This is a genomic window from Leptothoe sp. PORK10 BA2 (assembly GCF_034932105.1).
GTDB lineage: Bacteria > Cyanobacteriota > Cyanobacteriia > Phormidesmidales > Phormidesmidaceae > Leptothoe.
The window spans coordinates 1-11,292 of sequence record NZ_JAYGIG010000170.1; the positions used below are offsets into that span (position 1 = coordinate 1).

Annotated in this window: 8 protein-coding genes; 5 read left to right on the forward strand and 3 right to left on the reverse strand. The window is 44.6% G+C overall.

Annotated features, from left to right (window positions below):
• The first annotated feature begins 518 nt into the window (after window positions 1-518).
• Both VB741_RS25200 and VB741_RS25205 read left to right on the forward strand, forming a co-directional pair.
• The gene (locus VB741_RS25200; protein ID WP_323367984.1) at window positions 519-926 is read left to right on the forward strand and encodes a hypothetical protein; all 408 of its coding nucleotides are present in this window, start codon (window positions 519-521) and stop codon (window positions 924-926) included.
• 77 nt (window positions 927-1,003) lie between these two features.
• Window positions 1,004-1,711: a class I SAM-dependent methyltransferase gene (locus VB741_RS25205; protein WP_323367985.1), complete on the forward strand. Its 708-nt coding sequence runs from the start codon at window positions 1,004-1,006 to the stop codon at window positions 1,709-1,711.
• 114 nt (window positions 1,712-1,825) lie between these two features.
• Here VB741_RS25205 and VB741_RS25210 read toward each other — a convergent pair whose 3' ends face one another.
• The 3 genes from VB741_RS25210 to VB741_RS25220 form a co-directional block, all read right to left on the reverse strand.
• Window positions 1,826-2,437, reverse strand: a complete 612-nt coding sequence (locus VB741_RS25210; RefSeq protein WP_442786450.1) for a DJ-1/PfpI family protein — start codon at window positions 2,435-2,437, stop codon at window positions 1,826-1,828.
• Between the two features lie 581 nt (window positions 2,438-3,018).
• Entirely contained in the window at window positions 3,019-3,573 is a 555-nt protein-coding gene (locus VB741_RS25215; protein ID WP_323367987.1) for an AacA4 family aminoglycoside N(6')-acetyltransferase, read from the reverse strand.
• Window positions 3,574-3,628: 55 nt separating this feature from the next.
• Window positions 3,629-4,276 (reverse strand): hypothetical protein, encoded by a 648-nt coding sequence (locus tag VB741_RS25220; protein WP_323367988.1) that lies wholly within the window; start codon window positions 4,274-4,276, stop codon window positions 3,629-3,631.
• A gap of 1,024 nt (window positions 4,277-5,300) precedes the next feature.
• On the opposite strand from VB741_RS25220, the gene VB741_RS25225 reads away from it, so the two are divergent.
• The 3 genes from VB741_RS25225 to VB741_RS25235 all read left to right on the forward strand — a co-directional run bounded on the left by VB741_RS25225 (window position 5,301) and on the right by VB741_RS25235 (window position 11,039).
• Entirely contained in the window at window positions 5,301-6,806 is a 1,506-nt protein-coding gene (locus tag VB741_RS25225; RefSeq protein ID WP_323367989.1) for a choice-of-anchor I family protein, read from the forward strand.
• 531 nt (window positions 6,807-7,337) lie between these two features.
• On the forward strand, window positions 7,338-8,279 hold the full coding sequence (locus tag VB741_RS25230) for a phosphate/phosphite/phosphonate ABC transporter substrate-binding protein (RefSeq protein WP_323367990.1): 942 nt from the start codon (window positions 7,338-7,340) through the stop codon (window positions 8,277-8,279).
• A gap of 57 nt (window positions 8,280-8,336) precedes the next feature.
• Entirely contained in the window at window positions 8,337-11,039 is a 2,703-nt protein-coding gene (locus VB741_RS25235; RefSeq protein WP_323367991.1) for a GAF domain-containing protein, read from the forward strand.
• Window positions 11,040-11,292: the final 253 nt, after the last annotated feature.

Here is an 11,292-nt window from a genome sequence, read left to right on the forward strand (position 1 = left end):
TGTCTTTTCCCAATCCGCTTTACTGACCTCGGGAATCGATGGGAGAGCCTTGTCTTTCATCCGCTTACTCTAGCAGGTACTCTGCTGATTGAAACTCTCACAACTCAGACCCCCTGAATGCTTACGGTTTATTGGTACTCGTAGTACTCGCATTACCAAAGAGTACTTGGAAATATTGGGGCTTTCACCTTTTCGGTTTAGTAGACTTTGTAACTGCGGTTGGCACAGGATTAACCTTTTCCTTGCTTCAAGTTCCGACGATGGAAACCATTGCAACTTTTCCTGTTGCCTTAATTCCATTGTTTGGGGTTGGTATCTCAGGAGCCTCACACATCATGGCGCTAGATATTCTAACTCGGCAGACAAGAAAGCCTCGTAGTGTCTAAAGCGGCACTGTATAACAACACGATGGAGCGGGCAGTTGAAAACTTTTGCGTCTAGCGTTAAAGTTAATCTGATATCGATTATCTTTGCCGTTAGACTTCAACCTGTAGTCTCAAAGAGTAAAAAAGGGTATTATGCCAGAAATCAGATATTTACCTGAACAAGACGGACAAGGATTTGTAGATGTACGTGTAACTATGACTGGAGCGATAATAGCTCTTCCTAGCTATTTGAAGCTGAATTATCTTGGCATCAAGGTTCTCAATGGGCAGCAAAGAGACTACTTCATCCTATATGAAGGAATTTGGAAAAATAAGGAACTCAGTGTTGCTCGCATTCCTGCCGACCAAAATCGAGATGGAAAGGATTATGAACGGTTTCTCCATTGTGGTGCTGCTTCTGAAGGTTGTGTCACTGTCAAAGACATGCCTCAATGGATGGGAATCTACAGGTATTTATACAACCGTCGTCTAACAGATGGTGTCATAGGAACTATCACAGGGGATAACAGGTACACAGCGTCCGGTGAGCAGGGTCGTTAGGAGGCTAGGCACAGCGTTGATTTCTCCACAGACTTTGATCGTGAAAAATAGAGAAAACGTAATTATTCACTTTACTCATGCAAAATGAAGAGCCAGCAATTGTCTTTGACGAAGAACGCGCTTCGACCTACGACACGAGAGCAGCTAAAATTGCTCCACTGCGTGACACACTTAATCTATTGACCCGCCTAATCCTTTCTGAGCTTCCTGCGAACGCGCGAGTTCTTTGTGTTGGTGTCGGAACTGGTTTAGAGTTAATTTATCTTGCCCAGGAATTTCCACAATGGCAATTCACAGCGGTCGAGCCTGCAACTGCAATGCTTAACACTTGTCGTCAGAAAGCTGAAGCATGTGGGGTTGCGTCGCGTTGCACTTGGCACGAAGGCTACCTTGATTCATTGCCCGCATCAGCGTTATTTGATGCGGCTACTTGCCTTCTGGTGTCTCACTTTTTCATGCAGCAAGCGGAGAGGCAAAAATTTTTCAGTCAGATTGCTGCACAACTTCGCCCTCAAGGTTTTTTAATAAGTGCGGATTTAGCTTCTGATATGTCTACTTCAGACTATCAAAGCCTGCGCGAGATTTGGACTCGGATGCTGAAGTATGCCGAATATCCGGATGAGGATGTTAAACAATTTCTTGATTCTCATGGTCGGGATGCTGCTGTGCTACCCCCTCAGGAAGTTGCGTCCATCATCGCATCAGGTGGTTTTGATCCCCCTGTATTGTTCTTGCAAACTCTTTTTATTCATGCTTGGTATGCAAGGCGAACATCACTAGATTAGAATTCTTGGCGTTGCATAATATGAATATGAAACCACGGTGAAAGCGATGCAATGTCCTGAATGTGGCTCAACTGACATCACTAAGAATGGCAAACAAAAACGCCTAGGCTATTGTTATGATGCCGAGCGTCGCCACACTGTGCCGCGACGTTCATACTCCATTTCTTTCTCTACCTCATGAGCAATTTGAATACTCAAATACCGTTCTATTAGCCACAACGTCAAATCTAAACCAGAGGTTACACCTCCTGCAGTAACAATGTCGCCATCGTCTACAACACGAGCGTTGATAATCTCTGCACCAGCAGCTCTCAACTCTTCTATAGCGACATGATGTGTAATTGCTGGACGACCTTTTAGAAGACCTGCTCCCGCAACTAACATGGCACCTGTACAAACCGACGCTATTGTTGTGCCACTTTGGTGCAACCGAGAAATTGCTGCTGGTATCTCACCTCGTTGCGCTTCTGCCCATGCTCCCTGTGTAGCGCGATTCCCCCAACCCCCACCTGGCACAATCAAAATATCTAATTTCTGATCAATTCCAAGTTTGGCATCAGATCGAACTCGCAATCCGTGAGCTGCAACAACCTCCATAGAGCTACCTAAAGTGACGAGTTCTGCTTGTAAGTCAGCGCCAATTTCCGCCGCATTCCGCAAAACTTCAAACGGAGCAATCGCATCAAGCTCATCAAACCCATCAAAAATGATGATTTGTACTCTCAGCATGTCTTGTCCCCGTTAATTTTTACTTACCGACCTGACTACTATACCAACGAAATTCGGCTACTGTCTTTACCAGAATTTTGCGGCATAATGCCTAAGCTAAGAGGTTGCCGATGTTTTTAAGTGTAAGCCGATATTTTGGGCTCAATCCGCTTCAGCGACGTTGTTCGGCGGCACCTTTGGGGCGGGGCTGACGCGATAGCGAAGCGCTGACTGGTCAGTTCGCATCTGCGCACTCCAGCCATACAGAATCCCCCTTCGCTATTCACTGCAGTCGATCCGTCGATTTCTATGGGCACTGTGACAACCGGCCAATCCCCTACAAAACGTAACCTTCGCGAGTTGGCAAACCTCGCTAACCTACCGAGCACTCTGGGGTTTTGGGGGATTTGCGATCGCAACTCACGAGCCCATCGTCCTAACGCTGATGGTCTTGGGCAATTGACCTGGGATTTTCAGGACTCAACTTATGCGGTTGACAACTACTTTTGGGACAGTGGCAGTTGGAGCTCGTTGAATGGGGTTTAGCTTCTGCGATTGGGCGATTGCGCAGATCCCTTTCGCTCCGGTTGAGCGAGGGGTTAGGCAGCACTGCGCGCTCGGTCGAAGGCATCTCGTGTTTGAACCATATAGACGGCGGGGCCGTCAGGCGTAGTGATTATTCTCTGCTGCACAAACCCCGCCTTCTCGTAACAACGGATCGCTCGAAGATTGTTCGGATCGGGATCGGTTTGAATCTTGGTCACTAAGGGATCAGAGAACAGCAGTTCTACAAGCGCTCGGACGAGTTTCGTTCCTAATCCCTTGTTCAACTGGGCGGGATTGGCCAGGGACTGGTCAATTCCTCGTACTCCTGGATCGGTTTCATCTTCCCACCAACCATCTCCGCTTCCCCGTGCGACGTAAGACTGGGCGTAGCCGACCGGTTCCTTTCCAAGCATTGCAATGTACGGCGTAACCGCTTCTGCTTTTAGGATTCTTGGCATGTAGTGTTCAATCACCTCCGGCAGAGTGGGTCGCTCTTCCTCACCTCCCCACCACTCGACGATGTGGGGCCGGTTTAGCCACTCGTGAAGCATCGGCAAATCGTGCTCCGTCATCAGGCGCAAGGTTATGGGGGTGTCGTAGGCGGACATGGCATAACTTTCAGTGGAGCATCCCTATCTAATCAATCGCCGGAACAGACGGTCTTTATCGATATTCGTCGCTTTGTAATTTTTCTCTCAAGCTTTGACATCCTCGACAATCTCCTTGTCCTAACGGTGAATCACAATGATTGCAGTGAGCGACTCGATAGCCAGGACTAGAACGCTTCCTCTTGCACTTCAAACAGCGTCCTTGGCCTAATAACTTGTCGCATTTAAAACACCATCCTACTAAAGTGCGTTCAAGATGAATCGTCGTTTTTGGCATGGAGGTAAGAAGCGATGGCTCGTCCCCGAACTGCTTTAGTGCCTTTTCCAGCGCCTTTACAACTTGCTGCCGTTTGCTTTTTTTTCGTAGATAAAGCGGCAATCTGTCGTACCACCGCTGAAGCATACTGCGATCAGGAATATGGTAAAGCATTTCTTCAGTTACTTGGATCCGTGAACTCGGATGGAGTTTTTGAGAGTAGAAGTCTAAACAGGCTTGCAGTTGCTTGATTGACCAAAATCTAAAGGTAAAACCACAAACATAAACGCAATATACCCATTCTGGAATAATTGTGGGATCAGGGGAAAATTCAGCAGGAGGCGCATTACCCACCATTGGGCAATGCACTAACTGGGGGTCAAGCATTCTGTGGCTCGGTATCCAGCCTACAACGCGCTTTCTCTTCTCTTTCCAAATTCTTGCCATAACTACATTTCCCGAAGCTAAAGCTATTTAGCCATCCAAGGATTAACCTAACACTCAATACCCGTTAACATCATCACTAGCGATATGTTTACCGTTTCCTCAGCAGAGGATAACAATCTCAACCAAATCATTGATGTGATTTTACGTCATGGGTTGTTGATGGCCCAGCGCTGTATTCCAGGTAGAGATCACCTATGGTGCGAACTATGGGAACAAAGCTATATTTCTAAGCTTGATAAAGTTCCCAGAACCATTGACCTTACAGAAAATATGATATCTGGATGTTGTTGAGATAAAATCCTACGACCCAGTACGTGAAGTTACTAACAAAAATATTGAATCGTTTAAGCAATCGTACATATTCCGTGAAGTCGCCCCCAAAGGGACAGCTCTCTTTGATAGACGATACAATCATAACTAAGTTTTTTGATGGGGACGGGACTATTATCCCATCCCTTTTTTCTTTTCTGTAAAGGGTCCCACAACACCTGGATACGCCCGTTCTAAAATTTTTGAGTGTTAGCTTGAGTGATAACCTTAACGGTAAGCACCTAAATGCTTCATGAAAAAAATTTATTTTCTGGCATTTAATATTGTTAGCCTACTCAAGGTGCATCAATATTTTTACCTAAATGTCCAGTCAAATATCCGACATTCCGCATTCCCAACTGTCACAATCAGGCATTAAATCTGAAAGCCTTTTCCATAGAGACTTTGAATGCCTTAGTAGTTCTCTTGAACTATTTTAGACTATTCTCAATAGTGCCTATCTATTGAGAATGTATGCCTCTTTAGAGGCTGTAATCCATTGGCTTCGTCATTAATTATCGGATGTGCCAATTTAATGGCGGAATGTGGGAAATATAGTTAGGTATCCCTACAATACCCAGCCAATACTTCAATAATATTGGAAAGTGGTTAGCTGTAATTATAGCTTTTTAGCCTACGCTCCCATAAGAGCTACATCAGGGATAGCATCAGTGATTACTTTTTAGAAAATATTCGATCCGTTGATCTTGATCCTATGAGATTTAAATATATTTTTGGGGCTGTAATTCCAGGCATGGTTCTGGCTAGTACAATAGCCACATCTGCGTCAGCTCTTAGTCTCAATCACTTGGGTAGCTCCCAAGTTGAGGGTGGGGCAGAGATTTCTGCATTTGATACCAATAGCGCCAACCTGTTTGTTACCACAGGTGACACCATTGAGATTTTTAATCTCAGTAACCCAAGTGCACCTACCTTTGTGAGCTCCATTGATTTGACCAATCCCTCGAATCTTGGTGGATTCAAGGGCGGTAGTGTCAATAGTGTCGCTTTTAGCAATGGTATCTTGGCAGCTGCCATCGAAGCCGATGTGGCACAGGACAACGGTATTGTTGCATTTTTCGATGCCCAAGGTAATTTTCAGAACAAGTTTGAAGTAGGTGCCCTGCCTGATATGGTGACCTTTACCCCCAATGGGGACAAGGTGTTAGTAGCCAATGAAGGGGAACCTAACGATGAATATACTGTGGATCCAGTAGGATCTGTTAGCATCATTAATATCGATAACAACACAGTAAGGACCGTTGGCTTTGACAACGTCACGATTGATCCTGAAGTGCGTGTCTTTGGCCCTGGCTCTAGTCCTTCACAAGATCTTGAACCTGAATTCATTACGGTTTCTGAGGATGGTTCCACCGCCTACGTTACTTTGCAAGAAAATAACGCCATCGGTATTTTAGATCTATATACCGAACGTTTCACCTCAGTTAAGAGCTTGGGCTTTAAGGATCACAGTATTATTGGTAATAATTTTGATGCCAGCAATGAAGATGGTGGTATCAACATTCAAACCCGTCCAGTCATGGGTATGTACCAGCCGGATGCAATCTCCAGCTACACTGTCAATGGCAATACCTACCTAGTAACCGCCAACGAAGGTGATGCACGTGACTACGAAGGCTTCTCCGAAGAAGAACGGGTAACAGATCTAGTCCTCGATCCCTTTGCTTATCCCAATGCTGCTGAACTACAGTCCGAACATAACTTAGGCCGTCTGAAAACGACCAGTGCCTTGGGTGACATCGACGGAGATGGCGACATTGATCAAATTTACAGCTATGGTGCCCGTTCCTTCTCCATCTGGGATGCGACAGTCAATCTAGTCTTTGACAGTGGCGACGACGTTGAGCAAATCATTGCGGCTGAAATCCCGCAACTGTTCAACATCAATGGGGGTGAGCTCAACGAGCTTGATGACCGTAGTGACGACAAAGGTCCCGAACCTGAAGGCGTGACTATCGGTGTTTACAGAGGACAGACCCTGGCCTTTATTGGACTAGAGCGTACAGGGGGTGTGATGGTCTATGAGATTTCCAATCCTGCTGCCCCTAGGTTTGTTACCTACGAACCAAGCTTTAGCGATGATTACAGTCCCGAGGGGCTACTGTATATCGACGCAGTTGATAGTCCGATTGGGTCACCTTTACTGGTAGTTACTAATGAAGTAAGTAAAACCTTCGCGATATATCGGCTTTCCCCTTAGTCTCATTAACTCGAATTATGTAGTGATCTACAAAGTATTTCTCCAATACATTAGACCTGCATCTTAATTCCTGTTATTTCCTTATTATGATTCAGAGCCAAACAGAATTTAGCAATGTTTTGTTAAGTGTCTTACTTGGCTCTGAAAATATACTTGCATTTTTATTAGAAAAGCCTCTTTTAAAGTTTTTCTTAAAGGCTTTTTATTGCCACAAATAATTCTTCCCCCTCCTGAATCAATCAGTGAAAAACTCTTAAACAGAAATTTCGGAAAACTTGTCAGAAACTTATCCTGAAAAATCCCGTCGATAATTGTAGTAATATCGCTATAGACACTTCTAATATTTTTTCAGTTAGAAAGTCATCTAAGTTTTAACGATTTAAAACAGTCGATTTCTTAATTATCCCTTTATTAGCGATGAACTATCATTCGTTTCCAAGCATAGAGAGAACATCATAAGTTTAGAGATCTGGCTAACCGGATCAATAGTAATTTTCTGTAAAACCCTAAACAACATGCGACATGCACACTATGTTAAATAAACTAACCTCATCACTTCTATTGGCTAGTGGCGTAATATTTCTCGGAGGCTGCGGTTTTAGTCAAACAAGCTCTACTCTGAATAGTTCATCTGATGGAGCAGCTATTATCCTTACGGATGTTGATTTTGATCCTGAGTCCTTAATTCCTGAAACTCAGCCTGTAGCTGACTACCTCGCTTCAAACCTGAAGAAGAGCGGTATTACGCGAGGAGAAGTAAAAATTGCTCCAGATGTGGACACCGTCGCGGAATGGATGACTTCGGGCGAGGTCAATCTTTACTTTGATAGTGTTTTTCCAGCAATGCTGGTGATGGAAAAATCGGGAGCCACTGCAATTCTACGCCGATGGAAAGATGGTGTTCCTGAGTACAACACTCTTTTTATTGCTCGCAAAGACAGTGATCTATTAGCTTTGGCATCCCTCCAGGGGAAAATGATGGCGATGCAGCAACCCAGTTCCAGTTCAGGGTTTATGTTTCCCTTGATCGAACTTATGGACAATGATTTAACTCCAGTAGCCAAAGCAGAAGCCAATCATCCTGTTAGTGACAATGAAATTGGCTATATCTTTTCTGGAGAAGATGAAACGACTGTGGAATGGGTCCTCAGCGGTAAAGTCCAAGCCGGAGCCGTAGATAGTGAAACGTGGTCCGAGGTCTCTGATGCAGATCGATCTGAACTAATGGTCATAGCTGAAACACCCCAATATCCTAGACATCTGGTAGTGGTTGGTCCAAGTTTAAGTGAAGCACAAATTACTGCAGTGAAAGATGTCTTGTTAGATATGGAAGACTCTCAAAAAGGTCGTGCAGCACTTGTTGAGTTTAGTGAGACAGCAGAATTTGATGAATTTCCTGAAGGAGTGGATGAGGCCATTCTCAAACTTCAAGACTCCTACAATCGTGTAAAAGAGCATCTTGCTGCACAATAGATTCCTGAATAAACTTCTCTTTCAACCGTATATATCATTCTAAAAGTAGCCTTAGCCATGATTCAACAAAATGCAATAACCAATCAATCAAAATCTAATTCGGCGTTGCGTATTGTGGGCAACTGGCTAGCAGCACAGGGGCTGACACCTCAGGGAAACAGTCTAAAAATTCAACTCCTATTGACTATCCTGCCAGTGGTTTTAGTGCCGCTATTAATTGCCAGTGGAATTGGTTATCGAGTTGTGCAACAGCGAACCGAAAAAAGCATGCAGCGACAGTTGGAGGACCAATCGTTACTGGCCAGTGGCAGTGCCCGTGCTGTTTTAGATGAACTTCTTACCCTCCCACGTAACATTGCTACAAATCCCCTGGTAATCAACGAAGCCCTAGCTGGTGGCAATGAGGCGGCAAAAGCGGGTTTAGATCAGCTAGATATTTCAGAACTAGAGTCCAAATTCGCAGGCACCAAGTTACTCCGGAATCACCAAGCTTTAAACAAATACCTCCAAGAAACAGTTGAAACTGCTGAAATCTCAGAAATTTTAGTAACCAACCGATATGGTTTTAATGTGGCCTATAGCCGTCCGACCACCGACTTTGTCCAAAGTGATGAAGACTGGTGGCAGGGAGCTAAACAAGATGGTGTCTGGATGAGTCCACCTGATTTTGATTTTGCCTCCAAAGCTCGTACAATAGAACTGGTCCATGCCATCATCAATCCTAACGATAAACAGTTTGTAGGGGTCATTCGCGCCATATTACCTGCCCGAAGGTTTAGCCTCCTGGCCGACTATGTACAACGTACAGGGATGAGCGGTAGTCAGAGGCTCCAAATTATTGATGGTCAGACCCTAGGAATTATTGATACATTTTCTCCCGAAGGATTTCGAAAAGAAACTAAAATCATTGGTGCTGAGACCGTCGAGGCTGTCATTACAGCTCTTAATGATATTGACTTGTCATCAGATTCCTCGGCTACGAACATAAAGACATATGAGGCTCAAATTGTTGAAGCTCTGAACAGCCAGAAACAGGTGCGACAGCTTTCTGTCACCTCGTTAGAGAACAATACTTTTTTAGTTTCTTTTAGCCATCAAAACAGACTGTACAAAGTCGCGACTATTCCGACGACTAGCTGGGTGGCGATAGCATCGATGGAAGGTCGACAGATAGCTAGTGCAGGCCAGGAGCTGTTATTACTGTTTGCCGCCACAGCTATTGTACTAGGCGGATTAACATCAGCACTCATTATTTTGCTAGCTCGGCAACTTTCATTGCCACTGGCTAATTTAGCAGACTTTAGCAATCAGGTAGCATCCGGTGATCTGGCTGTTGCGGCCATCCCAGAAGGCACTCGAGAAACTCGTCTATTAGCCGGCACCTTCAATCAGCTTGTTGCCCGTACCCGTACATTGCTCACGGCACAGGAAGCAGAAACTGACAAAGCTAAACTCTTTGCCCGTATTGCTAGTGCCCATGCGAAGGATTTGCGAGCTATGCGTACCGTCGCTGAAGATGCTGCGTCTGATATACAGAAAATCTTACACGCCGATCGAGTGTTCTTTTATCGATTTAGTGCCAGTAGCAGTGGGGTAGTCGAGTCTGAAGTGGCAACAGCTAAATATCCTCGAGCCGCAAGCTACCCTAACCCAAAAACCTTAGTTCCTCCAAGTCTTCTGAAAGAAGAGATCGAAGTAACAACAACAGTGTTCGATAATGTAGCCAAGGTACTAGGCGAAGATTCAGATGCCTATCATCAGTGTATGGAACTACTGGATGTAAAGTCTAGTTTAATTGTGCCCATGGCTGTTGATGATGCGTTATATGGTTTTTGGATGGTTCACCACTGTCAGGCATTGCATAAATGGCAGCCTGTAGAAGTGGCATTTGTAGAACAATTGTCCACCCAGTTCCAGTTAGTGGTTGAACGCTTAAATTCTCTATCTGAAGCACAGGATGCCCGTCAAGTCAGCGAAACATTATCGAAAAAGTTACAGCAACAGAAAGAGGGTCTACAGCAACAAATAGCTGAGCTCACCCATACGTTCAAGACACAAGCCTCATCATTAAATTCAACACCCACAGATTTTGCAGGCAATGCCCCTGAGGATCTTTCTGATATCTTTCAGAAGACCTTCACCCATTTACTTCAACTAACCGCTAATGTAGAGCACATCAATAGTCAGCTTAAAACATCCCTCGCTCAAACTGAGGAAACCGCAGTCAAAGTAGTTGAACCGATGACCTATCAAACCCAGGCAGCTCTGGCAATGTTAGCAACCCTTCAACCACTCATTCAGACTATTCCAGAGCTAGTGGACGTAGCCAAGAAAGCTCTCCAAAGATGCCGTAGCTTCTCAGGGATTAGTAACAATATAAAACAATTGAAGACTTTGAATCAGCCCCATACTCAAAGTATCGAGCCAGAAACTGACAAGAAGTCACATGACACATCAGTGTATTTAAACTTGATTGATCAGGAAATCGAAAATATTAGCAACGCCTTAAACAAGATTCAAGTACAGATTAGTAGTGGTACTGAACATGTAAAGGATGCCCAGTACCATATGGAGGAAGTCTTAAAGGGTGAACAGCAGATTGACCAGTTGATTCAAGGTTTGTCTTTTATAAACATTAATCAATTGCAAATGACCCAAGCAGTGGATGATTTAACGAAGACCATGACGCTTTCCTCTGAACGTACATCCAGTTTGACGGAAGAAATTGACAGCGTGCTGAATACGGAACGTCGGCTATAACCTGTCCCCTAACTGCTACATAACAGGATGGCATCTATAGCCTTGGTCCCATTGGTTAAGACAGTTCGTACTAAAAATGGACTACTTTAAAACATGAACTGTTTAAGATTTGAGACAGGGTATATAGGGGAGCACGTCAACCGTTAGCCAGAGAAAAAATATCCTAGAAGGTATCGTTTCTATCCGGTCATAGCGATGACACCCGACAGCCGTCAGCAACTCGATTCCCATGTGCGCGCCATCGCGCAGATTC

What these genes read in the sequence shown, in the direction of transcription:
- VB741_RS25200 (WP_323367984.1), top strand. Translation starts at nt 519, where the DNA reads ATGCCAGAAATCAGATATTTACCTGAACAAGACGGACAAGGATTTGTA.
- VB741_RS25205 (WP_323367985.1), top strand. Translation starts at nt 1,004, where the DNA reads ATGCAAAATGAAGAGCCAGCAATTGTCTTTGACGAAGAACGCGCTTCG.
- VB741_RS25215 (WP_323367987.1), bottom strand. Translation starts at nt 3,573, where the DNA reads ATGTCCGCCTACGACACCCCCATAACCTTGCGCCTGATGACGGAGCAC.
- VB741_RS25220 (WP_323367988.1), bottom strand. Translation starts at nt 4,276, where the DNA reads ATGGCAAGAATTTGGAAAGAGAAGAGAAAGCGCGTTGTAGGCTGGATA.
- VB741_RS25225 (WP_323367989.1), top strand. Translation starts at nt 5,301, where the DNA reads ATGAGATTTAAATATATTTTTGGGGCTGTAATTCCAGGCATGGTTCTG.
- VB741_RS25230 (WP_323367990.1), top strand. Translation starts at nt 7,338, where the DNA reads ATGTTAAATAAACTAACCTCATCACTTCTATTGGCTAGTGGCGTAATA.
- VB741_RS25235 (WP_323367991.1), top strand. Translation starts at nt 8,337, where the DNA reads ATGATTCAACAAAATGCAATAACCAATCAATCAAAATCTAATTCGGCG.